Genomic DNA, 26166 nt, shown 5'->3' on the forward strand with positions numbered 1-26166 from the left:
CCCCGGGGTCCGGCGCGCGGCCAGCCGCCGGCCGTGGACGAAGGCGCCGCAATCCTTGCCGCCGTCGACATGGGCGGCGAAGCGGCGGATGCGCGCCGCCAGCAAGGCCGGGTCCTTCAGCGGCAACCAATGGCCGCTTTCGATATCCTCGCGCACCAGATGGGGCACATCGGCCGCGAGATCGTCGAAGACGGCGGCGCTGACGAAGGGATCATTGCGCGGCACCAGCAGCTGCACCGGCTGGCTGATCGTCTGGCGTTGCGGCGCCATCAGCTTCTCGCGGAAATTGGCGCGGTAGAGATTGATGCCGCGCAGGGCGTCTTCCAGCTGGGTCGGGCGACCGGCGACATCGATACCGTCGGTGCGGCGCAGGATGCGCGGCCACAGCCGGGCCGCGCCGGCCCGCCAGACCAGCGGCGCGAAGGCCGGGACATGGAAGGCGAGGACATACCACGAGCGCATCAACTGCCCCAGCAGGGGCGGCAGCGCGGCCAGCGGCTGGTCCCGCAGGCGCCGGGCCATGGCGCCGAAGGCAAGGTCGAGCGAGGGGCCGGAGACCGAGGTATAGGAGGCGATGCGGTGCTGGGTGCGGGCGTCGACCAGCGCCTGCCAGCCCTGGATCGAGCCCCAGTCATGGCCGACGAGATGGATCTTGCCGCCGTCGGGCACCTGCGCCTCGATCACCGCGGATAGATCAGCCATCAGCCGGCCGAGGTGATAGCCCCGGCTGCTGGCGGGCGCGGTCGAGGCGCCGGCGCCCCGGACGTCATAGGTGATGACCCGGTGATCGGCGGCGAGATCGGCGACGACGCCGTCCCACACCGTGCTGTCGTCCGGATAGCCGTGGATCAGCAGGACGACCGGTGCCTTCTCGGGGCCGGCGACATGGCCGGACAGGGTGACTTCGCCGGCTTCTACCTGGAAAGGGGTGCTCATGTCAGGCGGCTTTCTTCACGGTCGGACGCGCCTTGAAGCGGCGAACATGGGGCAGGTCGTCGTCCAGCCAGCGCGCGCCGCCGTCGTCGCCGATCAGCAGCAATTCCTCGAATTTGGCGCCGACGTCGCGAAAGCCCAGATGTGGCTCCACCGCCCAGAGGCCGGGCACCGGCGGATGGTCGGAGGCGGGGGAACTGTTCCACAGGGGCGACCAGCCCTCTCCCTGTCCCTCGGCCATCTGGCGGCGGAGTTCCCGGACGGCGCGCAGGCCAAAGCGGGCGAGGTTGAAACGGGACGCATCGCCCGGCAGCACTTCCACGCGGTGAGCCAGCACGGTGTAGGGATAGGCCTTGTGGCGCGGCTCCACCCCCTGGCGGCGGCACAGGGCATCGACCGCGCGCGAAACCTCGGCCATGCTGCGGCCGGCGGCGAGTTCGCGGGGGATGAGGTTTCGATGTTCGATCAGGTCGTCCAGCAATTGCTCGACCACCGCATTATGGCCGAGGGCGCCGGAATAGCCGATGTCGGCCACGGCCCGGCCGACCACCGGCGCGCAGTCGAGGATGAAGGCCATGCCTTCCTCCAGCCGGCGGCCACCGGGGAAGAAGGCGGGATTGAAGCCGCGCAGCGCCCGGATGCCGATGGCGCCGCGAAAGGCCGTGCGGTCGCCGAACCAGGCGAAGGGTTCGTGAAACCATTCGCGGACGCCGTGATCGCCGGCCCAGGCCTTCATGCGGCCCGCCGCCTCGCGCTCGGTCATGCCGGGTCGCAATTCCGCCGCGATCGCTTCGGCGCAATCATAAGCAAGGCGTTGGGCGGCCCGGAAGGCGGCGATTCGCTCGGTCGGATCGGGCATGGACATGGTGGCTCCGCGCTTCCCCTGTTTGTTACTTTCGAGTAAGTTACTAAAAAGTAAGTTGGAGTCAATGAGCGATCGGAAAAGCCGGGACATGAGCGAGGATGCGGGCAAAACCGGCGGCCGGCGCCTGCCGCGGGCGGCGCGCGAAGCGCAGATCCTGCAGGTGGCGGCGGAAATGTTCGCCGCTCAGGGCTTCCACGCGACCTCGATGGATGACGTGGCGGCCGCCTGCGGCGTGACCAAGCCGATGATCTACAGCTATTTCGGCTCGAAGCCCGGCCTGATGGCGGCGTTGCTGCAGCGGACGGGCCGCGAACTGCTGGCGGGCCTTGCCCTGATGGCGGCGATCCCCGACCCCGAAGCCCGCATCCGGGCAACCCTCGACCTGCTGATCGGCCGGCTTTACGAGCAGACGGCGAGCTGGCGGGTGATCCTGTCGGCCATGCGGGGCGACGGCCCCCTGGCCGAACAGGCGCGCGGCTATCGTGCCGCGCTCATTCACGCGATGCTGATCACCCTCGCCGAGCTTGCCCCGCCCGACTTGCATCGCGCCATCGCCCGCCGACGGGTCAGCCCCTATGCCCATGCCCTTCTGGGCGCGGCCGAGGCCGGATCGGAATGGTGGCTGAGCACGCCGGGGGTCTCGCGCGCCGAGACCGAGGCGACGGCGACCAAGGTTCTCGACGCCATGCTCGTGCCCATCCGCCGCGATCTCGCCGCTTCGGTGTAGGGCCGGACGGGCGCCCGGCCGCGATTGGCGCCGGGCTGGGGCTTTCTCAACCAGAGCGTCCGCGCATCGGGCCGATTTCCCCCCTAATGGGTGGGAGGCCGCTCCCACCGCTTCCTGCAGTATCGGCGCATCCTGCCGCCATGGTTCTCACACCTGTCGGTCGGTCCCCGGACGAGGGAGGTCCGGGCAGAAAAAATCATAAGCGTCCAATGCCGGCGGGACCCGGCGGGGGCGCGGGCGGGAACGCGAGGGGCGGAACACATGAAGAGGATCAGTTTGTTGACGGCGGCGACGCTTGGCGCCGCGCTTGGGGCCGCGACCTGGGCCGGCGCGCAGGATCAGGCGCCAGCCCCGGCCGACATGGCCGCCGTGGCCGCGAGCAGTTTCCAGTTCGAGGCCTTTGGCGGCGGCGACGAGAATGGCGGCCTCTATGGCGCCGGCGGCTCCTTCACCACCCCCCTCGGCGACAGCATGGGCCTGCAGATCGACGGTATCGTCGGCAACGCGGCCTCGGAGTTCAGCTTCTACGGCGGCGCCGCCCAACTCTATTTCCGTGATCCCTCGAGTCACCTGATCGGCCTTGCCCTGACGGCGCTTTCCGTCGACGAGGAAAACCAGTTCAGCGTCTCGGCCATCGGCGAATATTATCTTGAGAAGATCACCCTCGAGGCCATGGCGGGCGTGCAGACCGGCGATATCGTCGACGGCGGTTTTGCCGGGCGGCTCGGCCTTGCCTATTACGCCTCGCCCAATCTGCGGGTCGGCGGCGGCGTTTCCTATACCGAGGCCAGTGAATTCGGCGGCGATCTAGCGGCCGAATATCTCGTCGGCCCGGCCAGCGGCCTCGCTCTCTATGCGACGGGCGGCTTCGACAACGACGGCGCGGTCGGCATGGTCGGCCTCCGGCTCTATACCGGCGCCCCGGAATCCGCCATGGCCTCGGGCGACGGCGACGGCGACGCGGGCGGCCCCAGCCTGATCTACCGCCACCGCCACATGGGGCGTAACAATCTCTTCGTCGCCGCGCCCCATGCGACCGGCATCCGCTTCATCACCGCCGCGGCCGGCGCCCTCAAGGAGGGCACGGAATTCGGCGATATCGCGGCGACCCCCGCGGCGGCGTCCGATGGCGGCATGCTGGGCGGTCTCTCGGCCAATGGCGCCAGCGACAGCCCGGTGACAGCGCTGACCGATCTCCTGACCAATCTGGTTTCGACCGATGGCGAGCAGGCGCCGCTCGGCAATCTGCTGGCCGGGATCCTGCCGGCGGGTTCGACCGGCACGCCGCTCGACGGCATTCCGGTGGTTGGCGACCTGCTGGGCAGCGTGACCGAACTGCTGTCGCCCGACACCTTGCGCATCGGCGACCTGCCGACCGGGGCGAATTCCATCGCCGCCCTGCCGCTGGTCGGCGATCTGGTCAGCCTGCTGCCGGCCGAGCCCGTGCTCTATCTTCTCGGCGCCGCCAAGCCCGACCAGTTGGGCGGCATTCTCCTCCCGGGTCTGCTGGAGGGCCTGACCAATCCGGCGACCCTGCAGGAATTCGCCGGCCGCCTGAGCAATACGCTGACCGGCCTGCTCTCGGGCGGTAGCAGTGGTCTTTCGGGCCTGCCTCTGCTCTCCTTCATGCCTTGACGGGTGTGAGGGGGAGCGGTCATGCACATCAGGCGCTTTGACCGGGACTATTCCCGTCGCCATTTCCTGGAACAGCTCGGTCGGGGCACGGTTGCCGCAGGGGTATTGATGCCCCTGTGGCAGGCGATCGCCAAGACGGGCGATGCCTCGGCCGCCTATCCCGACGAGTTGCTGTCGATCGAGGCCTATTCCAGGGGCCGGCTGAAGCCGGGCGACACGATCGATGCCGGCAATGTCGACATCGTCCGTGACCTGCTCGATCCCATCCAGTTCCTGCAGGTCAAGGAGATGGGGCGGCGCCTGACCCTGGCCCGCGAGACGACCGACGTCATGCGCCTGTCGCCCTGGGAATATGTCGAGGCGACCTTGCGCAACAAGGGCCGCGGCCGGCTGGATGGCGACGGCAATATCGTCACCGACGACGGCAAGCCCTGGATCGGCGGCCATCCCTTTCCCGCCAGCACCAACGGGCTGGAAGCCTTCGCCGGCCAGACCCTGTCCTGGGGCCGGCACGACGCCAGCGTCTATGGCATCAGCGAATGCGATATCGGGGTCAGCGGCAAGGTCGACTATCGCTACGAGGGCGTCTGGGCCGAGATGACGCCCGTCGCCCGGGTGGCGATGGAGCCCAGGCCCTATCTGCCGGGCCATGAAGACAAGATGCGCTTCCAGTCCATCATCTTCACCTCGCCCGACGATATAAGGGGCTCGTCCTTCCTCAACATCTGGCCCTACGATCAGCGCCAGTTCCCGGACCTCTTCGGTTACGTCCCCGAATTCAAGCGTATCCGCCGCTTCCCCACCAACCAGCGCTTCGAGCCGCTGCTGCCGGGCTCGGATCTCTATCTGTCCGACGCCTGGGCGACGGGCGATCCTTACCTGACCTGGGGCAACTACAAGGTGGTCGGCACGGGGCCGGCGCTGGCCGGCCTGTCGGGCAACTGGTCGTCCACCGCCGAGAACTGGGTTCATGGCACCCACGGCGGTCCCAAGGGCGAGACCTTCTACGATACGGTGGTCGAGATGGTGCCCCAGGCGATCAACGTCGAGGCCCAGCCCATCCGCTATCCCCGCGCACCCATCTCGAAGAAGGAAGTGCGCTTCGACCTGCGCACCATGCTGCCCATCACCATGGTCAGCTTCGACCGGCGCGGCCAGCTGTTCCGCTCCTTCGACGGGGCCTATTCGCTTTATGACGACGGCAAGGGCCAGGTCATGGACGGCAAGCATCCCTATTGGTCCTGGACCCATGTCCATGCCTACAACACCCAGACCGGCCACATGACGCGGATCGAACAGGTCCAGCGCCTCGCCAGCGGCGACGTGATGCGGGTGAACGATCCCGCGACCTACGACCTCTATCTCACGCAAGGGGCGATGCAGCGCCGGGGCGATTGATCAGCCCCAGAGTTTTTCCTCGATCGCTCGCGCTGTCGCCAGCAGCGCAGGCGGAACGCCGGGTGTTCCGGTCTCGGCGAGGCCGGTCAGGGAAATGGCGGCCACCACCCTGCCCTGGCGGTCGTGCAGGGGCACGGCCACGCAATGCAGGCCCTCCGCCATTTCCGCGTCATCCTCGGCATAACCCCGCTCGGCGATGGTGGCGATGGCGGCGCGCAACTGCTCCGGCTCGGTCAGGGTGGTGTCGGTCAGCCGGGGGAAGGGGCCGCCGGCCAGGTAACGCTCCCGTACCGGCTTGTCGAGTCCGGCCAGCAGCACCTTGCCGATGCCGGTGCAATAGGCTTCGAGCTGCATCATCTCGCGGGTGAAGACTTTGCCCGGCCCGCCCGCTTCCTTCACCAGATAGGTAACCATCTCGGCCTCGAGAATGCCGAGATGGGCCGTCCGCTTCTGCTGGCGCGCGAGGCGGCGGAGCAGGGGCCGGCTGGCGTTGATCAGCACCTGGCGCCGGTCGGCGGCGAGTTCCGCGAGGCCCATGCCGGCGACATAGCGGCCCCGCGCCGCCCTCGTGATCAGGCGCTGGCGCTCGAAGGCGGCGATCAGCCGATGCGCGGTCGAGACCGGCAGGCCAGCCTGCGTGGCGAGGTCTGACAGCGCCGTCTTGCCCCTGTCCTTCAGTACCAGGGTGAAGAGGCCGAGGGCGCGGTCGAGGGCCTGGGTGCCGGAATCGCCAGCGGTGGTATCGTTTTTCATTCTCTCACTATATGAGCATTCGGCGGGGCGGTAAATTGGCAAGCCGGCGCCTTTCCGCCAATCATCCCTCCGTCACCGGGGCTATTTCCCGGGGAGCAACGGGAGGAACGGTATGAGCGCCAAGGTCAAGGTCGCCATCATCGGTTCGGGCAATATCGGCACCGATCTGATGATCAAGGTCATGCGCAATTCCAAGGTTCTGGAGATGGGTGCCTTCGTCGGCATCGATCCGGAATCCGACGGCCTGAAGCGGGCCCAGCGTCTCGGGGTCGCGACGACCCACGAGGGCATCGAAGGTCTTCAGAAGCTGGCCGTCTGGCCGGAAATCGGCATCGTCTTCGACGCGACCTCGGCGGGCGCGCACAAGAAGCACAATGATGTCTGCAAGGCGGCGGGCAAGGTCATGATCGACCTGACCCCGGCGGCCATCGGCCCCTATGTCATCCCCGTGGTGAACGGCGACGTCCACCTCGACGCGCAGAACGTGAACATGGTCACCTGCGGCGGCCAGGCGACGATTCCGATCGTCGCGGCGGTCTCCTCGGTCGCCAAGGTCCATTACGCCGAAATCGTCGCCTCGATCTCGTCGAAGTCGGCCGGTCCCGGCACGCGCGCCAATATCGACGAATTCACCGAGACGACGCGCCATGGCATCGAGCAGGTGGGCGGCGCCGCCCGCGGCCGCGCCATCATCATTCTGAACCCGGCCGAGCCGCCGATGATCATGCGCGACACGGTCTTCACCCTGTCGTCCGGCGCCGACGAGGCTACGATCACCAAGGCGGTGAAGGAACAGATCGAGCGGGTGCAGGCCTACGTCCCCGGCTATCGCCTGAAGCAGGAATTGCAGTTCGAGCATTTCGGCTCGAACAACCCGGTGCATATCCCCGGTCACGGCACCTTCGAGGGCATCAAGACCTCGGTCTTCCTCGAGGTCGAGGGCGCGGCGCATTACCTGCCCGCCTATGCCGGCAATCTCGACATCATGACCTCGGCCGGGATGCGCACCGCCGAGAAGATCGCCACCCGCAAGATGCTGAAGGAAGTCGCGTGATGGCTACGCTCGACCCCACCAAGACCAAGCTCTACATCCAGGACGTCACCCTGCGGGACGGGATGCACGCCATCCGTCACCAGTATGGCCTTTCCCATGTCCAGGCGATCGCCAAGGCGCTGGATGAAGCCGGCGTCGACGCCATCGAGATCGCCCATGGCGACGGCTTGAACGGCGGCACCTTCAACTACGGCTTCGGCCGCCACACCGACTGGGAGTGGATCGAGGCGGTCGCCGACGTCGTGAAGAAGGCGACGCTGACCACCCTGCTGCTGCCCGGCATCGGCACCGTGGAAGAGCTGAAGCACGCCTATTCGCTGGGCGTCCGCTCGGTCCGCATCGCCACCCACTGCACCGAGGCGGACGTCTCGAAGCAGCACATCGAGGCGGCGCGTAACCTCGGCATGGACACCATCGGCTTCCTGATGATGAGCCACATGATCGAGCCGGAACACCTCGCCCAGCAGGCCAAGTTGATGGAGACTTATGGCGCGACCTGCGTCTATGTCACCGACTCCGGCGGCGCCATGGACATGGACGGCTACCGCGCGCGCTGCGAGGCCTATGACCGCGTGCTGAAGCCCGAAACCCAGCGCGGCATCCATGCTCACCACAACCTCTCGCTCGGCGTCGCCAATTCGATCGTCGGCGTGCAGGCCGGCGCGATCCGCGTCGACGCTTCCCTCGCCGGCATGGGCGCGGGCGCGGGCAATGCCCCGCTCGAAGTCTTCATCGCCGCGATCGAGCGCAAGGGCTGGAAGCACGGCTGCGACCTGTTCAAGCTGATGGACGCCGCCGAGGATCTGGTGCGTCCGCTGCAGGACCGTCCGGTCCGCGTCGACCGCGAAACCCTGACCCTCGGCTATGCCGGCGTCTATTCGTCCTTCCTGCGTCATGCCGAGAAGGCCTCGAGTGAATATGGCGTCGATACCCGCGCCATCCTCTATGAAGCCGGTCGCCGGCGCATGGTCGGCGGTCAGGAAGACATGATCGTCGACATCGCCCTCGACCTCGCCAAGGAAAAGAAGGCGGCGGTCGCCTGACGCCACGGATCACGGCCGGCGAGGAAATCGCCGGCCGTGATCTCCGATACATCCCGCATCGCCGGGCGTAGGCTATCACCCTGACAGGCTCGATCGGGGGGATCGCGAAATGACGGTGATAACGGGCGATGCCGCCGACAATGTGCTCGCGGGCACGGACGACGCGGATACGATCGATGGTCTCGGCGGTGATGACCGCCTGAGCGGCCGGGCCGGCGACGACCTGCTGGACGGCGGGGCCGGGCGCGACACGCTGATCGGCGGTGCCGGCGGCGACACGCTGACCGGGGGTGGGGACGCCGATATCTATGTCGTCACCGATCTTCTGGACACGATCGTCGAATTCGACGGCGGCGGCACGGACCGGGTGGCGGCCAGGGTCGATTTCACCCTGGCGAATTTCGTCGAAAACCTCGGCTTTCGGGGCGGCGCCGATCTCGACGGGACGGGCAATGACCTCGGCAACCGGATCTACGGCAATGTCGGCGCCAATGTGCTGGACGGCGCGGCGGGGAACGACGTGCTGCGCGGCGGCGCCGGAGACGACACGCTGATCGGCGGGCTGGGCGACGACGATCTGGTCGGCGGCACCGGGGCCGATGCCATGACCGGCGGCGACGGCAATGATTATTACGATATCGACGATTTCGCCGACACGGTGACGGAAGTCGCCGGTGGCGGCGACGACACGATCCGCACCTCGATCGGCGGCACCCTCGCCGCCGAGGTCGAGACCATGATCCTGACCGGTCCCGCCGATCTCGGCGCCACCGGCAATGACCTCGCCAACGCGATCACCGGCAACAATGGCGACAACACCATCTATGGCGGGCTTGGCGACGACCGCCTGTCCGGCCGCGGCGGGCTCGACTATCTCGACGGGCAGGACGGCGCCGACGTGATGATCGGCGGCACCGGCAACGACGTCTATGTCGTCGACGACGCCGGCGACGTGGTGGTCGAGGCGGCCGGCGGCGGCATCGGCGATCATGTCCTGTCCTCGATCAGCTATGTGCTGGAGGCCGAGATCGAAAGCCTGACCCTGACGGGCACGGCCGATATCGACGCGATCGGCAATGCCGTCGGCAATTCGATCGACGGCAATGACGGGAACAACCGCATCCTCGCCCTCAGCGGCACCGACACGATCGATGCCGGCGCGGGCGACGACCTGATCGACGGCGGCGACGGGGGCGACTACATGACCGGCGGTGCCGGCGCCGATATCTTCGTCGCCTCCGCCCGCAGCGAGGGCGGCAGCGGCGCCGACGCCATCACCGATTTCGAGGTCGGCGTCGATCGGATCGATGTCTCCAGCTTCGGCTTCCGGTCGCTGGACGATATTCCGGCGATCAGCGGCGCCACCGACGCGGAATTGCAGTTCGACGCCATCAGCTATCTCGTGCTGATCGGCGTCGATTCGGCCAGCCTCTCCGCGGCGGATTTCATCTTCGCCACGTGACCCGGCATATATAACTTCTATGTAGTGTGAATATATAGGTTTTGCGAAAACATATTGACCAATTCTTTCCTTCATCGTTCACTCGCCGGCAAATGCCCTGCCCGGTGCGGGGAATGACGGAATGAAAGGGTCGATCATGTTCACCATCGCTCGTCGTGGGGTTCTCGGGCTTGGCGCCGGGGCGGCGGCCCTGGCGCTCGCCGGGGCCGGCCGCAAGGCCCGGGCGGTCGATCCGGTCGAAGTGCGCGTGGGCTTCATCCCGGTCACCGGCGTCTCGCAGCTCTTCGTGCTGAATGGCCTCGGCTGGGCGGAGGAAAAGGGCCTCAAGCTGACCCTGACCCAGTTCGCCTCCGGCCCGAACCTGATCCAGGCGGTCGCCTCGGGTGGGATCGACGCCTATTTCGCCGGCGTCGGCCCGCTGATCGTCGCCCGCCAGAAGGGAGTCGGCGTCAAGGTCGTCGCGGCGACGGCGGTCGAGGAAGTGGCCGTGCTCGGCGGCAAGAAGGTCGCCGAGGCGGTGGCCAAGGGCGGCACGATCGCCGAAGCCTTCGCCGCGGTCGCCAAGGACCTGGGCCGCCCGGTGAAGATCGCGACCCAGCCCAAGGGCTCGGTGCCGCAGACCATGCTGCTCTACTGGATCCGCAAGGTGGCCAAGATCGACGACGCCTCGGTCGAGGTCGTGCCGCTGGGCATCGAGGAAACCCAGCAAGCCCTGCTGGCCGGCGGCGTCGAGGCCGCGACGGTGCGCGAGCCGGCAATCACCGTCGTCATGGAAAAGAACCCGGATATCAGGATCCTGGTCACCGGCGGCCAGATCCTGCCGAATCAGCCCGGCTCCGTCTTCGGCCTGACCGAAGCCTTCATCGAAAAGGCCCCGGCGGCGGCGCAGAGCCTCGTCGACCTGACCGTGAAGGCGACCGATCTCCTGAACAAGGATCCGAAATCGGCGGCGCCGCTCGTCAATGCCGTGCTGGGCAAGGGGCTTCTGTCGGTCGAGACGGTGGAAAAGGCGCTGGTCTCCCCCGGCTCCAAATTCGCTGCCGATCCGGAATCGATCCTGGAATCGACCGGGATCTTCCAGGACTTCCAGCTCGAAATCGGCGCGATCGACAAGGTGGGCGACCTGACCCAGCTGTTCGACGCCAGCTACTACAAAAAGGCAGTGGGCAAGTAAGCCCGACCATGGAGATGCCGGCCATCCGGAGTGATGGTCGGTGAATTACAGGGCCGATGATCGGAAACCGTCGACAAGACGGCCGATCTCGGCCATTTCTATCTCCCCTTCGCCGCAGTCACGGGACCTCATGAGCACCGCGCCCGATGGCCGACATCCCGCCCCGGCGGGTCCCGGCTTTCTCCGTCATCCGACCTTCCTCGCCATTCTCGGCTTTCTCGGTTTCCTCGGGATCTGGGAAGGGGTGACGCGCCTTGGCCTGATGTCGCCCATCTTCCTGCCGCCGCCGTCCAGCCTGCCCGCCGCCTTCTGGCGGGAAGTGAGCAGCGGCATCTGGCTCGACCGCATCCTGCAAAGCCTCGATCACTATCTGGCGGGGCTGTTTCTGGGCTCGGTGCTGGGCATCGCGCTCGGCGTCGCCACCGGCATGTCGCGCACCCTCGAAGGCCTGACCGCCTGGGTGATCCGGGTGCTGCGGCCGATTCCCGGTCTCGCCTGGGTGCCCTTCGCCATCCTGTGGTTCCAGATCTCGCCCGCCGCCGCGACCTTCATCGTCGGCGTCGGCGTGTTCTGGATCAATTATTACGCGACGCTGTCGGCGGTGCAGGGGGTCGACGGCGAATTGATCGAACTCGCGGAATCCTTCGGCTACCGCTCCCGTCTCGTCAAACTGGTCAAGGTCGTGCTGCCGGCTTCGACGCCGGGCATCCTGTCGGGCGTGCGCACCGGTCTTGGCCAGGCCTGGATGTCGGTCGTCGCGGCCGAACTGTTCGGTGTCGCCGGCCTCGGCCAGCGCATGAACGAGGCGGCGACCCTGCTCGCCTCCGATATCGTCGTCGTCTACATGCTGACCATGGCGCTGCTCTATGGCCTCGTCGACGCGGTCTTCATGCTCATTCGCAACAGGTTGCTCGCATGGCGCCCGTGATCGATATCCGCGGGCTCGCCATCGTCCTCGGCGGTAACACGATCCTCGAGGATTTCGACCTCACCGTCGAGAAGGGCGAATTCGTCGCCGTGGTCGGCGCCAGCGGCGTCGGCAAATCGACCCTGCTGCGCATCGTCGCCGGGTTGATCCCGGCCGCCGCCGGCTCGGTCCGGGTCGCGGCCGCCGCCGCGCCCGATCGCCGCCCCTATGCCATGGTGTTCCAGGATGCCCGGCTGCTGCCTTGGCGCCGGGTGACGCGCAATGTCGAATTCGGCGCCGAGGGCCTGTCGCTTGATCGCAAGAGCCGGCGTGCCCGGGCCGAAGCCGCGCTCTCGCTGGTTGGCCTCGGCAGCCATGGCAAGCGTTACCCGCATCAGCTCTCGGGCGGGCAGCGCCAGCGCGTCGCCATCGCCCGGGCCCTCGCGGTCGAGCCGGAAATCCTCCTGATGGACGAGCCCTTCGGCGCCCTCGACGCGATCACCAGGGCCAGCCTGCAGGACGAGTTGGTGCGCCTGTGGCAGGAGACGGGCAAGACCATCATCTTCGTCACCCATGACATCGAAGAGGCGGTCTATCTCGCCGATCGGGTGATCCTGCTCGGCGGCAAGCCGGGACGCATCCAGTCCCAGCACACCGTCGCCGCCCCGCGCCCCCGCCTGCGCGACCATGCCGACGCGCAAGGCCTCGCCGCCGAGATCCGCGACAATCTGCAGAACACGGTCTCGGACGGCGCGGGGATCTGAGAGGTTACCCCCTCAGGCCGGGGTGTTCAGCTTCTTCAGCCGCTTCGCCAGCGACCAGCGGTGCACTTCCGACGGGCCGTCGTAGATGCGGAAAGCCCTGATTTCGCGGAACGCCTGTTCGACCACCGTGTCGCGCGAGACGCCGGTGCCGCCCAGGATCTGCACGCAGCGGTCGGCGACGCGGAACAGGGCTTCCGAGACGGCGACTTTCGCCATGCTGCTTTCGGTCGTGCCGGGCGCGCCGGTGTCGAGCACGGCGGCGGCCCAGTCGATCATCAATTCGGCCTGTTTCAGGTCGATCTCGTTATCCGCCAGCATGAAGCCGACGCCTTCATGGTCGATCAGCGGCTTGCCGAAGGCGTGGCGCTTCACGGCGTAACCCGTGGCGATATCATGGGCGCGTTTCGCCGTGCCCCACCAGCGCATGCAATGGGTCAGCCGGGCCGGCGCCAGCCGCACCTGGGCATAGCGGAAGCCCTGGTCGATCTCGCCCAGCACCTGATCGGCGCTGACCCGCAGGTTCTCGATCGCGATCACCGAATGGCCGCCGGGCATCGAGCTGTCGATGGTGTCCAGCACCCGCTCGATGCGGATCGCCGGGTTCGGCAGGTCGACGAGGAACATGGTCGCGCCGCCGGGCGATTTCGCCATGACAATACCGAAGGCGGCGCCATCGGCCCCGGTGATGAAGGTCTTGCGGCCGTCGATCACCCAATGATTGCCGTCGGGCCGGGCCGTCGTCTTCATCATGCCGGGGTCGGCCCCGGCACCGCCATCCGGCTCGGTCATCAGGAAGGCGGAGCGGGTGCGGCCCTCGACCAGCGGCTTCAGGAAATGGCGCTTCTGCTCCGCCGTCGCCACCTTGTGGAGGAGGTACATATTGCCCTCGTCCGGCGCCATCACATTGACGGCGAGGGGGCCGAGCGGCGAATAGCCCGAGGCCTTCAGCAGGGCCGCCGTCTCGACATGGCTGACGTGGCTGCCGTCGGGCCGGACATGGGGCGCGACCAGGCCGAGGGCCCGGGCCTTCTCCCGCATTTCCTGTACCAGTTCGTCGGTCGGGCCGTGACCGCCATTTCGCGGATCCGTCTCATAGGGGATCACGGTTTCGCGGATGAAGGCGTCCACGCGGCGGACGGTTTCCGTCACCTTGGCGCTGATCATGTTGCTTCCCTTGCCTGTCTGTTCACCGCTTTGGCTTAGGCCGTGCGCAATTCCCGGGCAAGCGCGAAACAGCTGCGAATTCCCCCTTGCCAGCGACGCCGCCCATTGTTAAACGTCTATTTAAATCAAAGCCAATACATAAGGGGAGAGAGACATGAGCCTGTCAGAAGCCTGGATCATCGACGCCGCCCGCACGCCGCGCGGCATTGGCAAACTGGGCAAGGGCGCCCTGTCCGAGGTCCATCCCCAGCGCATCCTGTCCACGGTCCTGAAGGCCCTCGCCGAGCGCAACGGCCTGAACACGGCCGATGTCGACGATGTGATCGCCGGCTGCGGCAGCCAATGGGGCAAGCAGGGCTGGTGCATCGCCCGCATGGCCGCGCTCGACGCCGGCTACGACAATGACGCGCCGGGCATGAGTCTCGACCGGTTCTGCGGCTCGGGCCTGACGGCGGTCAACCTGGGCGCCATGGGCATCATGTCGGGAATGCAGAATCTGGTCGTCGCCGGCGGTGTCGAATCCATGTCTCACGGCTCCACCCTGAACGGCTCGCGTTTCATGGATTCGGGCAATCTGCACCTGCGCGATATTCATCCCCAGCCCCATCAGGGCATCTGCGCCGATCTGATCGCGACGCTCGAAGGCATCAGCCGCGACGATGTCGACCAGCTGGCGCTGGAAAGCCAGCGCCGGGCCGATCACGCGATCCGCAACGGGCATTTCGACCGGGCATTGGTTCCCGTCTATCATGACGATGGCAGCCTTGCCCTCGACAAGGATGAATTCCCCCGCCCCGGCACCACGCTGGAAGGCCTCGGCCAGTTGAAGGCCGCTTTCGCCGCCATGTATGCCTATCCGCTCGACGAGGAAGGCACGAGTTACAAGGCGCTGGTCGAGAAGCGTTACCCGGATGTGAAGATCGAGCATATCCACCATGCCGGCAATTCGTCCGGCGTCGTCGATGGCGCGGGCGCGGTCATCCTCGCCTCGCCCGAATACGCGAAGGCTCACGGCCTGAAGCCGCGCGCCCGCATCCGGGCCATGGCGACCGCGGGCGACAGCCCCGAATTGATGCTGAACGCCCCGGCGCCCGCGGCCCGCAAGGCGCTGAAGCTCGCTGGCATGACCATGAAGGATGTCGATCTGGTCGAGATCAACGAAGCCTTCGCCGTCGTGCCGCTGAAATTCATGCGCGAGATGGATGTCGATGCCAGCATCGTCAATGTGAATGGCGGCGCCATGGCGCTCGGCCATCCGATCGGCGCGACCGGCGCCATCATCCTCGGCACGCTGCTCGACGAGATGGAGCGGCGGGACGTGAACGTCGGCCTCGCCACGCTCTGCGCCGCGGGCGGCATGGCCCCGGCGACCATCATCGAGCGCATGTGATCGGTAACGAGCTTGCCCGGGCGCGGATGCGCGGAAGACTGTGACCCGGACAAGTGACGGGCGGAGACCTGCTCCTCCAGTGCTCCGCCCGTCTACTTATATAAATCAGAGGAAACAACGGGGAGAGCGCAGATGAAACTGGACAACACGATCGCCGCCGTGGTCACCGGCGGGGCCTCGGGCCTTGGCGAAGCCACGGCGCGGGCCTTGGCCGCGCAGGGTGTGAAGGTCGCCATCTTCGACATGAACGAGGCCAGGGGCGAACAGGTCGCGGCCGAGATCGGCGGCACCTTCTGCAAGGTGAATGTAACCTCGGACGCCGATGTCGACGCCGGCTTCGCCAAGGCCCGCGCCGCCCATGGTCAGGAACGCATTCTGGTCAATTGCGCCGGCACCGGCAATGCGATCAAGACCGCGAGCCGCGACAAGGCCAGCGGCGAGGTGAAGCACTTCCCGCTCGACAGTTTCGACAAGATCATCCAGATCAATCTGGTCGGCACCTTCCGCTGCATCGCCAAGTCGGCGGCGGGGATGTTGACCCTCGATCCGCTGGAAGACGGCGAACGCGGTGCCATCGTCAACACCGCCTCGGTCGCGGCCGAGGATGGCCAGATGGGTCAGGCGGCCTATTCGGCGTCCAAGGGCGGCGTCGTCGGCATGACCCTGCCGATCGCCCGCGACCTGATGGGCGAGGGCATCCGCGTGAACACGATCCTGCCCGGCATCTTCAACACGCCGCTGCTGGCGGCCGCGCCCGAGAACGTGAAGGCGGCGCTGGCCGCTTCGGTGCCGTTTCCGAAGCGTTTGGGCATGCCCGCCGAATATGCCCAGCTGGCGCTGACCATGATCACCTGCGGTTACTTCAACGGCGAGGATGTCCGCCTCGACGGCGCCATCCGCATGTCGCCGCGCTGACGAAAGGGCCGCGCCTCTCCACTGTCATCGGAGAGGGGGAGGCGCGGTGCTTTCGTGTCGCGAGGTCCCGGCCTTCGCCGGGACGACGTGGCATTGTTCAGTGCTGGCTTTCGGGCATCCGCACGACGAGACCGTCGAGCGCGTCGCTGACCACGATCTGGCACGACAGGCGCGAGCTTTCCTCGACGTTCTCGGCGAATTCGAGCATCGACTTCTCGAGGTCCTCGGGCGTGCCGACCTTGTCGCGCCAGGCGTCGTCGACATAGACGTGGCAGGTTGCGCAGGCGCAGGCGCCGCCGCAATCGCCGTCGATGCCGGGAATATTATTCTTAACGGCGCCTTCCATCACGGAAAGTCCGGCCTTGACCTCGACCTCATGCGGCGTGCCGTTGTGCTCGATATAGGTAATCTTCGCCATCGTGCTGATCCTGTCGCGCCGCTCAGGCGGCGACCTCCTTCATTGAAACGCTGTCGTTGCCCAGTTTATCGATATCGATCGGCTTGGCATTACCGATGAACATTTTGCCCGCCATGAATTCCGGCGGCGCATTCACCGCCTCGACCGCGACGATCCGGTCGCCCTTCAGGTGGAACACGGCGAATTTCGCCGCCTCCCGGTCGCCCCGGACGATGATCCGGTCGGCATCGAAGGGAATGCCGGCGATCTGCAGCTTCAGGTCATATTGGTCGGACCAGAACCAAGGCACTTCCGGTGCCGGGCGCGGCCGGCCCATGATCGCGCTCGCCGCCTGCTTGGCCTGTTCGAGGGCGTTGGGCACGCTCTCCAGCCGGTGCAGGCGCTGATAGTGGCTGAGGGGACGGCGGGTCACGTCGCCGATGGCGAAGATCGACGGATCGCTGGTCCGTGCGTCGGCATCGACCAGGATGCCGGCATCGAGGGCGAGACCGGCCGCCCCGGCGATCTCGTCATTGGGAATGGCGCCGATGCCGACGACGGCGGCGTCGCAGGCGATGACCCGGCCATCCGACAGGCGAACGCCCGAGATATGGCCGTCGGTGCCGACAAACCCCTCGACCCCGGCGTTCAGCTCGAAGCTGACGCCCTTGCCGCCGTGATAGGTCTGGAAGAAGTTGGAAAGCTCCGCGCAGGCGACCCGGGCGAGGACGCGTGCCTCGCGCTCGATCACCACGGCATCGGCGCCGAGGGCGCGGGCGGAAGCCGCGACTTCGAGGCCGACATAGCCGCCGCCGACCACGGCGAGGCGCTTGCCCGGGCCGATCGCCTGTTTCAGCTTCTCGGCATCCTCGGCGTTGCGCAGCTCGAGAACGCCCGCGAGATCGGCGCCGGGAATGGGCAGGCGGCGGGCGCGGGCGCCCGTCGCGATCACCAGGATGTCGTAGGGCAGGGCGGTGCCGTCCGACAGGGTGACGGTTTTCGCCGTCCGGTCGATCGCGGTCGCGCTTCGCGACAGGAGAAGCTCGACCTTCTGTTCCTCGTAGAAACTGGCGGGACGGAGCGCCAGGCTGGCGGCATCGGCCTCGCCCTTCAGCCAGGCCTTGGACAGGGGCGGGCGGTGATAGGGCGCGATGGGTTCATCGCCGACGAGCGTGATGATGCCCGGATAACCGAACTGGCGCAGGAAACCCGCGATCGAGCCCCCCGCGTGACCGGCACCGAGCACGACGATCCTCGTCTCCGGCGAAAGCGACTGTTCTGCCACCTCTGTACTCCCCTCATTCTTGCGACGGATGGTTCAGTGTTCGAACACTTTCCGCCGAGGACCGACATAACCGAAAAGATAGGCCGCCACTTTTCGCATCTGAATTTCTTCCGCGCCCTCGGTGATGCGATAGCGACGATGGTGGCGATATATATGCTCGAAGGGCTTGTGACGGGAATAGCCTATTCCGCCGTGAATCTGCATCGCGCGGTCCGCGGCCTCGCAAACCAGGCGATTTGCCCAGTAATTGCACATTGAAACCTTGTCAGAGAGACGTTTCTCGACTTCCGGCTTGCTCATCTGGTCCATCTCCCAGGCCGTCTTGCGGATGAGCAGGCGCAGCATCTCGGCCTGGGTCGCGAGTTCGACCAGCGGGAACTGGATGCCCTGATTGCGCGCCAGCTCCTCGCCGAAGGGTTTGCGGTGGCGGGCGTAACGCACCGCTTCCTCGATGCAATAGGTCGCGGCGCCGAGGCTGGAGGCGGCCTGGCGGATGCGGTTCTCGTGGACGAAATGCTGGGCGAGGGCGAGGCCGGCGCCGGGCTGGCCGAAGACAGCGTCATCGCCGACGAAAACGTCGCGGAAACTCACCCTCGGGTGATCGGTCGGCATGTTGAAGGTCCAGAGATATTCCTCGATCTTCAGGCCGGGCGCATCGGCGGGGACGAGGAAGGCGGTGATGCCGGCGGCATCGCCCGCCTTGCCGGCGGTGCGCGCGAAGGTCAGGCAATGGGTGGCGACATGCATGCCGGTCGTCCACATCTTCTCGCCGTCGATGCGCCAGCCTTGGCGGCCCCCCCTGACCTCGGGCACCGCGACGGTCTCCATGTGGGTCGCGTCCGAGCCGTGCTCGGGCTCGGTCAGGCCGAAGGCGAGGCGCCTCGTCTCGGCCAGCATGCCGGGGATGAATTCCGCCTGCTGCGCCGTGGTGCCGAAATCGCGAAACATCAGGACGAAGGGATTGTTGGCGATGATCGAATGTTCGTTCTGCAGGTCGCAGTGAAGGCCGAGGCCCCTGGCCGCCAGATGTTCGCGAATCACCGCCATCCACAGGTTGGAGCCATCCTGCCCGCCGTATTCCCGGGGCAGGGCGAAACGCAGGAAGCCGGCGGCATCGGCCTTGCGGCGGACGGTGGCGAGCAGGTCCTCCCAATCCTTCCGGGGCAGGCCGCCGGCCTCCCAGTCGGTCCTGGCCCATTCGCGGCGATGATCGAAGAAGCGGATATTGTCGTCCACCGCCTCCAGCGGGGCGAGGTCGTCCGCGATGAAACGGTCGAGGGCGGCGAGATAGTCGGTCAGCGCCGGCGGCAGGTTGAAATCCATGTCAGAGGCCTTCCTCGGTCAGGCGGCGGAAGCGGGCGTATTTCGGCTGGTCGACGGCGAGTTTTTCGGCCGTCGTCGCGATCAGATGCTGGGCAAGGCCGGGGCTGGATTGATCGAGGCTGCCGTCGGCGATCCGCTCGGCGAGGGCGGCGTTCAGCTCGGCCAATGTCCCGTCGCGGCCGAGCAGGGCGGACAGGCGGGCGGTCTCGGCCGCGGCCGAGGCGGGGCCGAGGCGGAGTTCCCGCCCGACGAGTTCGAGGGCATTGATCGAGACCCGCAGGTCGAAGGCGAGGCGGCCGGACAGGGCCGGCAGGACATCGGCCTTCAGGAAGTCGGTGACGGCACCGAGAATGTCGGGCGCCGAGGGCAGGTCCTGCATGTCAGTCGTCCCGTCCGGTCAGGAGGTGAAGGAGGTCGATTTCGGTTTCCGAAGCCCTGCGGCCGATGATCGCCCGCTCGACCGAACGATCGAGGCCGGCGGCGAAGCGCGTGCCGCTTTCGTTGCAGATCAGGCCCCAGCGTAAGGTCCCCAGCACTTCCCAGAAGCGGACGGCGCCGGCATCGACCGGGCGCCCGCTGGCGGCTTCATAGGCGGCGAACAGGTCCTCGCGCCGGCCGAAACCGCCGACCGGCAGATCGATCGCGCCGAAGCGCCAGGAAGCGACGCAGATCCAGCCGAGGTCTTCCATCGGATCGCCGAGATGGGCCAGTTCCCAGTCGAGGACGGCGCGGATGCCCTCGGGACCGAAGATCAGATTGCCGTTACGGAAATCGCCATGGACGAGGACGGGCGGCACCGGCGCCGGCAGATGCCCGCCCAGCCAGCGAAAGGCCAGGTCGAACACCGGCCGGACCTGCTCGCCCGCGCGGTACATGCGGGCGAGTTCATCGACCTGGCTTCGGGCATCCAGCCGGCGAAGGTCGGCGATGTCGCCGGCCGGCACGTCATGAATACGGGCCAGGATGGCGCCGCATTGACCGGCGAGGCGGGGCCGGATATCGGCGAAGGCGGGTTCCCTGACGATGCGCTGGCCCAGGGTCTCGCCCGCGACGAAGCCCATGACGAAGCCCCGGCCCAGTCCATCGCCGGGGGTAAGGACATGGCGGACGCCGGGGGAGGGGACGCCGGAGGCGCCGGCCCGGCTCATCAATTCCGCCTCGGTCTCCAGGGCGATGGCGAGGCCGGGCAGCCAATTGCCCTCGGGCGCGCGGCGCAGGATGAAATCTTCCGCCCCGGCCACTCCCGCGACGGTGAAGGCCCAGGTTTCCTGGCTGGCCCCGCCCGACAGGCGCCGGCAGGCGGTCACGGTTCCGCCCCCTGGCACCAGGGTGGCGGCAAGGCGCGCCACGCCCTCGGCGACCGGGTGGCCGATGCCCTTGTCCATGATGTCCTCCCCACCGGTCGGGCCGGCTTTTCCTTCTCCGATCGGACTTGTGCCGACCTGTTTTATGGCATATTAAAACATCGTACTAATAACGCAAGGGCGGGATCACCGTCCGGCAAGAAACAGGGAAACGCGTCATGGAGAGGATTCCGCAGGCGATCGCCAATGCGATCGTCGATCCGGTGGTGTTCGGCGATACGGCGAAGCTGCATGAGACTTATGCCTGGCTGCGGGCCAACATGCCCCTGGCCATCGCCGAGCCCGAAGGCTTCGACCCCTTCTGGGTGGTGACGAAACACGCCGACATCCTGGAGGTCAGCCGGCAGAACAGCCTGTTCCATTCGGCGGATCGGCCGACCACCATCGTCGACCGGCAAGGCGATGCCTTCGTCCGCAAGCTGACCGGGGGCAGCCCCCATCTCGTCCGCTCGCTGGTGCAGATGGACGCGCCGGACCATCCCAAATACCGCGCCCTGACCCAGAGCTGGTTCATGCCGCAGAACCTGAAGAAGGTGGAAGGGCGGGTGCGCGAGATCGCGAAAGGCGCGGTCGATCGCTTCCTCGAGAAGGGCGGCACGGCTGAATTCGTCGCCGATCTCGCGCTCGGCTACCCCTTGCATGTGGTCATGGATATCCTGGGCGTCCCGCCCGAGGACGAGCCGCGCATGTTGCGCCTGACGCAGGAATTGTTCGGGGCGCAGGACCCCGATCAGGCTCGCATGATGATCACCATGATGGACACCGAGCAGATCGCCCTGATGATGAAGGCAACGGTCGACGACTTCCAATCCTACTTCAGCGTGATCTCCGAGGACCGGCGCCGCAACCCGCGCGACGATCTCGCGACCATCCTCGCCAATGCGACCATCGACGGCGCGCCGATCTCGGATTTCGAGGCGATGAGCTATTACATCATCGTCGCCACCGCCGGGCACGACACCACCTCGTCCTCGACCGCGGGCGCCATGTGGGCCCTGGCCGAGAACCCGGACCAGTTCAATCTGGTGAAACGCGATCCGTCCCTGATCCCCGGCCTCGTCGACGAGGCGATCCGCTGGACGACGCCGGTGAAGACCTTCATGCGCTCGGCGACGGAAGATACCGAACTGGCCGGCCGCCGGATTGCCAGGGGCGACTGGCTGATGCTGTGCTACGCCTCGGGCAACCGGGACGAGGAGGTGTTCGAGGACCCCTTCAGCTTCCGCGTCGATCGCAAGCCCAACAAGCATCTCGCCTTCGGCTATGGCGCCCATCTGTGCCTCGGCCAGCATCTGGCCAAGATGGAAATGCGCATCCTGTTCGAGGAATTGCTGCCGCGCCTCAAGTCGGTCGAACTGGCGGGGGAGGCGAAGGTCTCGCAATCCAGCTTCGTCAACGGCCCGAAAGTGCTGCCGATCCGTTTCGAGATCGCCTAATCTGCGCGAATGCTCGACGAACGCTCCACTCGTGGCGAGGACACTCGCGAAAGGATCAAACAGGCGGCCCGCCGCCTGTTTGCCGACCGTGGTCTCGACGCAGTCTCGATCCGCGACATCACGCGCGAGGCCGGCCAGAAGAACGCGGGATCGGTCAATTATTACTTCCGCTCCAAGGAAGCGCTGATCGCGGAACTGATCACCGATATCGCCGCCATCCTCGAGGTCGGCCGCAACCGCCGGGTCGATGCGATGGAGGCGGCGGGCGGGCCCCGCCACATGGGCGAGGTGCTGGATATCCTGATCGATCTGTCGGACGAGGCGGCGGATGGCGTGCCCGCCGATGGTCGCCGCTTCATCGATCGGGTGATCGCCAGCCACAGCGAAATGCTGTTCGAGGCGATCCATATCGATCTCGATACCGCGACGCGGCGCTGCATCGCCCATCTGCGGCGGATGATGCCGGCCCTGCCGGACATCATCGTCGCCCAGCGCATCCGGCTGGCCATGCTCCAGGCTTTCGCCTTCATCGCCTCCCGTTCGGCCGCCCTCGCCAGCCCCGCCCTGTGGCCGGAAGGCTGGACCGCCGAGTTGGCCCGGCGGACCCTGATCGATGGCCTCGAAGGCCTGCTGCGCGGCCCGCTTTCGGACGAGACGCGCCGGCACCTGTGACACAGGATACGTTGCAAACTGGCCTCGCTTGCCAGCCCCCGGGGCGGCGGGTTAGGCTCGGGGCATCGTGAAAATCATCGATTACCTCGCCCGAGAGCACCTCACCCTGACCGAATTCGCCCGCCGCGCGGGTGTTTCCGTCGCCGCCATGAGCCGCTACACCAGCGGCCGCCAGATCCCCCGACCCGAAGCCATGCGCCGCCTGGCCGAAGCTTCCTCCGGTCAGGTCTCTCCCGCCGATTTCTATCCGCCACCCGATCCCGCCGACGAACATCACGATCCCGTGGTCGCGGCGCGCCAGTATCTCGATGCCCATCCCGAGGTTCGCCATGTCGATCTCGTCATCGCCGACACCAATGGCGTTTGCCGGGGCAAGCGGGCGACACGGGCCGAGGCGATCGATGTCATCGACCACGGACTGAAGCTCGTCGGCTCGATCTTCGGACTCGACATCCACGGCGACAATGTCGAGGAAGCGGGCCTTGGCATGGATACCGGCGATCGCGACCAGATCGCCGTGCCGGTCGATGGCCGCATCCTGCCCATGCCCTGGGTCGGCCCCGATGCCGCCCAGATGGTGCTGACTCTCCTCGACGAGGAGGGCGCGCCCTTCTTCGCCGATCCGCGTCAGGTGCTGTGCGGCGTGCTCGAGAAGTTCCGCACCCTCGGCCTCAATCCGGTCGTCGCCTGCGAGCTCGAATTCTATCTGATCGACCGTGACCGCACCCTGCTGGGGGCGCCGCAGCCGGTGCCCTCGCCCTATACCGGGCGGCGCGACTGGTCGACCCAGGTGCTGTCCCTCGACGAGATGGACGCCCATCGCACGGTATTGTCGGATATTTCAGCGGCGATGGAGGCGCAGGGCGTGCCGGTCACCGGCGCCCTGTCGGAATATGCCCCGGGCCAGTTCGAGATCAATCTGCATCATGTCGCCGATGCCGCCGTCGCCTGCGACCATGCCATCCTGTTCAAGCGCACGGTGCGCGCGGTCGCCCGGCGTCACGGCATCGACGCGACCTTCATGGCCAAGCCCTATGGCGGCATCTCGGGCTCAGGGCTCCATGTCCATGTCAGCCTCGTCGACGAGAAGGGGCGCAACACCTTCAGCCCCGGCCATCCGGGGGCGGAGGAGCGACTGCGCCACGCGATCGGCGGGTTGATGGCGGCGATGCCGGAATCGATGGCGGTCTTCGCCCCCAACGCCAATTCCTTCCGCCGTTTTCAGCTGGGTTCCTACGCACCGGTCGCGCCGTGCTGGGGCTTCGAGAACCGCACGGTGTCGCTGCGGGTGCCGGGCGGCGACGGCAAGGCCCGGCGGATCGAGCACCGGGTCTGCGGCGCCGATGCCAATCCCTATCTCGCCGTCGCGGCGATCCTGGGCGCCATGCATTGGGGCCTCGCGAACCAGATCGATCCCGGCCCCCCGGTCGAGGGCAATTCATATGATCTGGTCGCGCCCAGCCTGCCGCGCCACTGGTCGAACGCGCTCGATGCCTATGACGACGGGCTGATCCTGCCGCGCTGCCTGGGCGAAGCCTATCACCAGCATTATGGCCGCCTGCGCCGCGCCGAATTCGAGCGTTACGAGGCCGAGGTCAATCCCCTCGACCACGCCTGGTATCTCGACAAGCTCTGATGGCCGGCCCGGCTTATTGGGCGGGCGGATCGATCTTCACGCCGTTCGGGCCGACTTCGATCGACAGCGTGTTCTGGTCCTTCTGATAAGCCTGATAGGCAAAGAAGCCGCCGACGCCGAGCAGCACGATGATGATGGCGATCAGGAGATTTCTGGGCATTCTGTTCTCCGCTCGATGGGTGTTCGCTGAACACCGGGTGACGGGCAATGTTCCTGCGGGCAGGACTAGCGCACCGTCCTGAAGAAGTTCCACAGCAGCGTCCCCGTGTCGACATCCATGTTGGTGCCGCCGAGGAAGCGGGCGATCACGGGCCCGACCTTCAGGCCCGGGGTGATGTGGCCGCTGTCATGCATCACATACTGCAGGGATTCCATGCCGCCGGCGCAGCCCGCCCGCTCGCGCAATTCGGGCCAGGAGCCGTCCTTCCTGTCGATATCCGGCAGTCGCTGCGTGGTCACCGCCGGGGCGCAGCCGGCCTTGTCGGCGAAGAAGGCGAAAGTCGCGTCGGCCGATAGTAGTTCGGGCTGCAATTCGCCGCGCTTCTTCGTGCCCGCCGGCTGGCCCTCGAAGGGGATGATCGCGTCGCTGGTCCCGTTCAGGGACAGCCAGGGCAGGGGTTTTCGCGGGCGGCAGGTCTTCGCTTCTTCCGTCGGCAGGTTCGAGATGAGGTTGGCGCCCGCCGCCAGCACCTCGGCCGCGTCGCAGGCGAAATGCATGGCCATGAAGCCGCCGTTGGAAACCCCGGCCAGATAGACATGGGCGGCGTCGCCGCCGTCGCGGGCGATGACATCGGCGATCACCGCCTTGATGAAGCCGATATCGTCGGCGGTCGAAGGGGCATCGCCGGCGATGGTCGAGCCGCGGCCGTCGTTCCAATGACCGTCGATACCGTCGGGGGCGACGAGGATGAAGCCCTCCGCCTTGCCGAGGGTGGCGAGGCTGGTCTGTTTCCAGATCCGCCGCGCATCCTGCGTGCCGCCGTGGAGAAGCACGACGACCGGATGGCGCCCCGGGCTCGCCAGGGGCTGCACCAGATAGTCACGCCTGCCGTCCGCCGTCGTCAGGCTGCGGCTGGTGGCCGTCGCGGGGTTGCCCTTGTCGGGGAAATCCGCGGCCAGGGCAGGGTGGCGAAGGAGGGGGGCGAGAAGCAGGATCAGGATGGCCGGACCGTAACGCATCGCCCTCTCCGCCGCTGTTCATCCGTGGAGGAATGTCTCCGGGTCGGTGAAATCATAACCCAGGTCGCGGGCGACGGTTGCATGGGTAATGCGCCCGGCGCAGACATTCAGCCCCGCCTTCAGATGCGAATTCTCCGCCAGCGCCGCCTTCCAGCCCTTGTCCGCGAGGGCGAGGCCGAAGGGCAGCGTCGCGTTGTTCAGGGCATAGGTCGAGGTGCGGGGAACCGCCCCCGGCATGTTGGCGACGCAATAGTGAACGACGCCGTCGACGACATAGGTCGGCTTCTCGTGGGTTGTCGCGTGGCTGGTCTCGAAACAGCCGCCCTGGTCGATCGCGACATCGACGAGAACGGAGCCCGGCCGCATCGCCTTCACGTGGGCCGCCGTCACCAGCCGAGGCGCGGCGGCGCCCGGCACCAGCACCGCGCCGATGACGAGATCCGCCACCGGGATCAGGGCATCGAAGGTCGCCTTGGTCGAATAGCGGGTGGTGAGCGCCGGGCCGAAGCGCTTGGCCAGTCGGTCGAGCGCGGGCAGGGAGCGGTCGATCACCGTCACATCCGCGCCCATGCCCACGGCGATCTCGATCGCATTCTCGCCGACGACGCCGCCGCCGACCACGATCACCCGGGCCGGGGCGACACCCGGCACGCCGCCGATCAGGATGCCGCTGCCGCCATGGGCCCGCTC

The 26166-nt window shown here is 67.0% G+C and carries 26 protein-coding genes; 14 read left to right on the plus strand and 12 right to left on the minus strand.

The window, feature by feature from the left end:
• Window positions 1–936 (minus strand): alpha/beta fold hydrolase (locus tag WAZ62_RS09315; RefSeq protein WP_422643243.1); only part of this gene is annotated, 936 nt, incomplete at its 3' end.
• A gap of 1 nt (window position 937) precedes the next feature.
• A complete protein-coding gene (locus WAZ62_RS09320; RefSeq protein WP_422643244.1) occupies window positions 938–1798 on the minus strand; it encodes a M24 family metallopeptidase in 861 nt (286 codons plus the stop codon).
• Window positions 1799–1886: 88 nt separating this feature from the next.
• Between WAZ62_RS09320 and WAZ62_RS09325 the strand changes: the two genes are divergently transcribed.
• The 3 genes from WAZ62_RS09325 (at window position 1887) to WAZ62_RS09335 (ending at window position 5558) form a co-directional block, all read left to right on the plus strand.
• The gene (locus tag WAZ62_RS09325) at window positions 1887–2525 is read left to right on the plus strand and encodes a TetR/AcrR family transcriptional regulator (protein WP_422643245.1); all 639 of its coding nucleotides are present in this window, start codon (window positions 1887–1889) and stop codon (window positions 2523–2525) included.
• Between the two features lie 261 nt (window positions 2526–2786).
• Entirely contained in the window at window positions 2787–4160 is a 1374-nt protein-coding gene (locus WAZ62_RS09330) for a hypothetical protein (protein WP_422643246.1), read from the plus strand.
• A gap of 21 nt (window positions 4161–4181) precedes the next feature.
• Window positions 4182–5558 (plus strand): DUF1329 domain-containing protein, encoded by a 1377-nt coding sequence (locus WAZ62_RS09335; protein ID WP_422643247.1) that lies wholly within the window; start codon window positions 4182–4184, stop codon window positions 5556–5558.
• On the opposite strand, the gene WAZ62_RS09340 is transcribed toward WAZ62_RS09335, so the two are convergent.
• Complete coding sequence (locus WAZ62_RS09340) at window positions 5559–6311, minus strand: IclR family transcriptional regulator (RefSeq protein ID WP_422643248.1); 753 nt, start codon at window positions 6309–6311, stop codon at window positions 5559–5561. It abuts the gene before it with no gap.
• A 112-nt stretch (window positions 6312–6423) separates the two neighbouring features.
• Between WAZ62_RS09340 and WAZ62_RS09345 the strand changes: the two genes are divergently transcribed.
• From WAZ62_RS09345 to WAZ62_RS09370, 6 genes are all read left to right on the plus strand, one after another.
• Window positions 6424–7365, plus strand: a complete 942-nt coding sequence (locus tag WAZ62_RS09345) for an acetaldehyde dehydrogenase (acetylating) (RefSeq protein WP_422643249.1) — start codon at window positions 6424–6426, stop codon at window positions 7363–7365.
• A complete protein-coding gene (dmpG, locus tag WAZ62_RS09350; RefSeq protein WP_422643250.1) occupies window positions 7365–8408 on the plus strand; it encodes a 4-hydroxy-2-oxovalerate aldolase in 1044 nt (347 codons plus the stop codon). Before WAZ62_RS09345 ends, dmpG begins: the two co-directional genes overlap by 1 nt.
• 109 nt (window positions 8409–8517) lie before the next feature.
• Window positions 8518–9870 carry a calcium-binding protein gene (locus tag WAZ62_RS09355; protein WP_422643251.1) on the plus strand — a complete coding sequence of 451 codons (1353 nt, stop codon included), beginning with the start codon at window positions 8518–8520 and terminating at the stop codon, window positions 9868–9870.
• A 121-nt stretch (window positions 9871–9991) separates the two neighbouring features.
• A complete protein-coding gene (locus tag WAZ62_RS09360; protein ID WP_422643252.1) occupies window positions 9992–11044 on the plus strand; it encodes an ABC transporter substrate-binding protein in 1053 nt (350 codons plus the stop codon).
• Between the two features lie 130 nt (window positions 11045–11174).
• On the plus strand, window positions 11175–11972 hold the full coding sequence (locus WAZ62_RS09365) for an ABC transporter permease (RefSeq protein WP_422643253.1): 798 nt from the start codon (window positions 11175–11177) through the stop codon (window positions 11970–11972).
• Window positions 11960–12715, plus strand: coding sequence for an ABC transporter ATP-binding protein (locus WAZ62_RS09370; RefSeq protein ID WP_422643254.1), 756 nt, complete (start codon window positions 11960–11962; stop codon window positions 12713–12715). The genes WAZ62_RS09365 and WAZ62_RS09370 overlap by 13 nt, the downstream gene beginning before the upstream one ends.
• A gap of 12 nt (window positions 12716–12727) precedes the next feature.
• Here WAZ62_RS09370 and WAZ62_RS09375 read toward each other — a convergent pair whose 3' ends face one another.
• Window positions 12728–13879 carry an acyl-CoA dehydrogenase family protein gene (locus WAZ62_RS09375; RefSeq protein WP_422643255.1) on the minus strand — a complete coding sequence of 384 codons (1152 nt, stop codon included), beginning with the start codon at window positions 13877–13879 and terminating at the stop codon, window positions 12728–12730.
• Between the two features lie 160 nt (window positions 13880–14039).
• On the opposite strand from WAZ62_RS09375, the gene WAZ62_RS09380 reads away from it, so the two are divergent.
• Both WAZ62_RS09380 and WAZ62_RS09385 read left to right on the plus strand, forming a co-directional pair.
• Window positions 14040–15269: an acetyl-CoA C-acetyltransferase gene (locus WAZ62_RS09380; protein WP_422643268.1), complete on the plus strand. Its 1230-nt coding sequence runs from the start codon at window positions 14040–14042 to the stop codon at window positions 15267–15269.
• Window positions 15270–15401: 132 nt separating this feature from the next.
• Complete coding sequence (locus WAZ62_RS09385; RefSeq protein WP_422643256.1) at window positions 15402–16184, plus strand: SDR family NAD(P)-dependent oxidoreductase; 783 nt, start codon at window positions 15402–15404, stop codon at window positions 16182–16184.
• Between the two features lie 97 nt (window positions 16185–16281).
• Here WAZ62_RS09385 and WAZ62_RS09390 read toward each other — a convergent pair whose 3' ends face one another.
• The 5 genes from WAZ62_RS09390 to WAZ62_RS09410 are packed head-to-tail and all read right to left on the minus strand — an operon-like array spanning window position 16282 to window position 20574.
• Window positions 16282–16602: a 2Fe-2S iron-sulfur cluster-binding protein gene (locus WAZ62_RS09390; RefSeq protein WP_422643257.1), complete on the minus strand. Its 321-nt coding sequence runs from the start codon at window positions 16600–16602 to the stop codon at window positions 16282–16284.
• Between the two features lie 22 nt (window positions 16603–16624).
• Window positions 16625–17866, minus strand: coding sequence for an NAD(P)/FAD-dependent oxidoreductase (locus tag WAZ62_RS09395; protein ID WP_422643258.1), 1242 nt, complete (start codon window positions 17864–17866; stop codon window positions 16625–16627).
• Window positions 17867–17899: 33 nt separating this feature from the next.
• Window positions 17900–19189: an acyl-CoA dehydrogenase family protein gene (locus WAZ62_RS09400; protein ID WP_422643259.1), complete on the minus strand. Its 1290-nt coding sequence runs from the start codon at window positions 19187–19189 to the stop codon at window positions 17900–17902.
• Window position 19190: 1 nt separating this feature from the next.
• Window positions 19191–19568, minus strand: coding sequence for a DUF6285 domain-containing protein (locus WAZ62_RS09405; RefSeq protein ID WP_422643260.1), 378 nt, complete (start codon window positions 19566–19568; stop codon window positions 19191–19193).
• A gap of 1 nt (window position 19569) precedes the next feature.
• Window positions 19570–20574 (minus strand): phosphotransferase family protein, encoded by a 1005-nt coding sequence (locus WAZ62_RS09410; protein ID WP_422643261.1) that lies wholly within the window; start codon window positions 20572–20574, stop codon window positions 19570–19572.
• Window positions 20575–20711: 137 nt separating this feature from the next.
• On the opposite strand from WAZ62_RS09410, the gene WAZ62_RS09415 reads away from it, so the two are divergent.
• The 3 genes from WAZ62_RS09415 to WAZ62_RS09425 all read left to right on the plus strand — a co-directional run bounded on the left by WAZ62_RS09415 (window position 20712) and on the right by WAZ62_RS09425 (window position 24297).
• On the plus strand, window positions 20712–21989 hold the full coding sequence (locus WAZ62_RS09415; protein WP_422643262.1) for a cytochrome P450: 1278 nt from the start codon (window positions 20712–20714) through the stop codon (window positions 21987–21989).
• A gap of 9 nt (window positions 21990–21998) precedes the next feature.
• Window positions 21999–22661 (plus strand): helix-turn-helix domain-containing protein, encoded by a 663-nt coding sequence (locus WAZ62_RS09420; protein ID WP_422643263.1) that lies wholly within the window; start codon window positions 21999–22001, stop codon window positions 22659–22661.
• A 67-nt stretch (window positions 22662–22728) separates the two neighbouring features.
• Window positions 22729–24297 carry a helix-turn-helix domain-containing protein gene (locus tag WAZ62_RS09425; protein WP_422643264.1) on the plus strand — a complete coding sequence of 523 codons (1569 nt, stop codon included), beginning with the start codon at window positions 22729–22731 and terminating at the stop codon, window positions 24295–24297.
• Between the two features lie 13 nt (window positions 24298–24310).
• Here WAZ62_RS09425 and WAZ62_RS09430 read toward each other — a convergent pair whose 3' ends face one another.
• The 3 genes from WAZ62_RS09430 to WAZ62_RS09440 all read right to left on the minus strand — a co-directional run.
• Entirely contained in the window at window positions 24311–24457 is a 147-nt protein-coding gene (locus WAZ62_RS09430; protein ID WP_422643265.1) for a hypothetical protein, read from the minus strand.
• Between the two features lie 65 nt (window positions 24458–24522).
• The gene (locus tag WAZ62_RS09435) at window positions 24523–25476 is read right to left on the minus strand and encodes an alpha/beta hydrolase family esterase (protein WP_422643266.1); all 954 of its coding nucleotides are present in this window, start codon (window positions 25474–25476) and stop codon (window positions 24523–24525) included.
• Window positions 25477–25494: 18 nt separating this feature from the next.
• On the minus strand, window positions 25495–26166 hold a 672-nt coding region (locus WAZ62_RS09440; protein WP_422643267.1), incomplete at its 5' end, for an alanine dehydrogenase.

The organism is Zavarzinia sp. (assembly GCF_049306435.1).
Taxonomy (GTDB): Bacteria; Pseudomonadota; Alphaproteobacteria; order Zavarziniales; family Zavarziniaceae; genus Zavarzinia.

Bases quoted from the DNA above. Each gene is read 5' to 3' on its own strand.
- WAZ62_RS09320 (WP_422643244.1), bottom strand. From the start codon at position 1,798: ATGTCCATGCCCGATCCGACCGAGCGAATCGCCGCCTTCCGGGCCGCC.
- WAZ62_RS09325 (WP_422643245.1), top strand. From the start codon at position 1,887: ATGAGCGAGGATGCGGGCAAAACCGGCGGCCGGCGCCTGCCGCGGGCG.
- WAZ62_RS09330 (WP_422643246.1), top strand. From the start codon at position 2,787: ATGAAGAGGATCAGTTTGTTGACGGCGGCGACGCTTGGCGCCGCGCTT.
- WAZ62_RS09335 (WP_422643247.1), top strand. From the start codon at position 4,182: ATGCACATCAGGCGCTTTGACCGGGACTATTCCCGTCGCCATTTCCTG.
- WAZ62_RS09340 (WP_422643248.1), bottom strand. From the start codon at position 6,311: ATGAAAAACGATACCACCGCTGGCGATTCCGGCACCCAGGCCCTCGAC.
- WAZ62_RS09345 (WP_422643249.1), top strand. From the start codon at position 6,424: ATGAGCGCCAAGGTCAAGGTCGCCATCATCGGTTCGGGCAATATCGGC.
- dmpG (WP_422643250.1), top strand. From the start codon at position 7,365: ATGGCTACGCTCGACCCCACCAAGACCAAGCTCTACATCCAGGACGTC.
- WAZ62_RS09355 (WP_422643251.1), top strand. From the start codon at position 8,518: ATGACGGTGATAACGGGCGATGCCGCCGACAATGTGCTCGCGGGCACG.
- WAZ62_RS09360 (WP_422643252.1), top strand. From the start codon at position 9,992: ATGAAAGGGTCGATCATGTTCACCATCGCTCGTCGTGGGGTTCTCGGG.
- WAZ62_RS09365 (WP_422643253.1), top strand. From the start codon at position 11,175: ATGAGCACCGCGCCCGATGGCCGACATCCCGCCCCGGCGGGTCCCGGC.
- WAZ62_RS09370 (WP_422643254.1), top strand. From the start codon at position 11,960: ATGGCGCCCGTGATCGATATCCGCGGGCTCGCCATCGTCCTCGGCGGT.
- WAZ62_RS09375 (WP_422643255.1), bottom strand. From the start codon at position 13,879: ATGATCAGCGCCAAGGTGACGGAAACCGTCCGCCGCGTGGACGCCTTC.
- WAZ62_RS09385 (WP_422643256.1), top strand. From the start codon at position 15,402: ATGAAACTGGACAACACGATCGCCGCCGTGGTCACCGGCGGGGCCTCG.
- WAZ62_RS09390 (WP_422643257.1), bottom strand. From the start codon at position 16,602: ATGGCGAAGATTACCTATATCGAGCACAACGGCACGCCGCATGAGGTC.
- WAZ62_RS09400 (WP_422643259.1), bottom strand. From the start codon at position 19,189: ATGGATTTCAACCTGCCGCCGGCGCTGACCGACTATCTCGCCGCCCTC.
- WAZ62_RS09405 (WP_422643260.1), bottom strand. From the start codon at position 19,568: ATGCAGGACCTGCCCTCGGCGCCCGACATTCTCGGTGCCGTCACCGAC.
- WAZ62_RS09410 (WP_422643261.1), bottom strand. From the start codon at position 20,574: ATGGACAAGGGCATCGGCCACCCGGTCGCCGAGGGCGTGGCGCGCCTT.
- WAZ62_RS09415 (WP_422643262.1), top strand. From the start codon at position 20,712: ATGGAGAGGATTCCGCAGGCGATCGCCAATGCGATCGTCGATCCGGTG.
- WAZ62_RS09420 (WP_422643263.1), top strand. From the start codon at position 21,999: ATGCTCGACGAACGCTCCACTCGTGGCGAGGACACTCGCGAAAGGATC.
- WAZ62_RS09430 (WP_422643265.1), bottom strand. From the start codon at position 24,457: ATGCCCAGAAATCTCCTGATCGCCATCATCATCGTGCTGCTCGGCGTC.
- WAZ62_RS09435 (WP_422643266.1), bottom strand. From the start codon at position 25,476: ATGCGTTACGGTCCGGCCATCCTGATCCTGCTTCTCGCCCCCCTCCTT.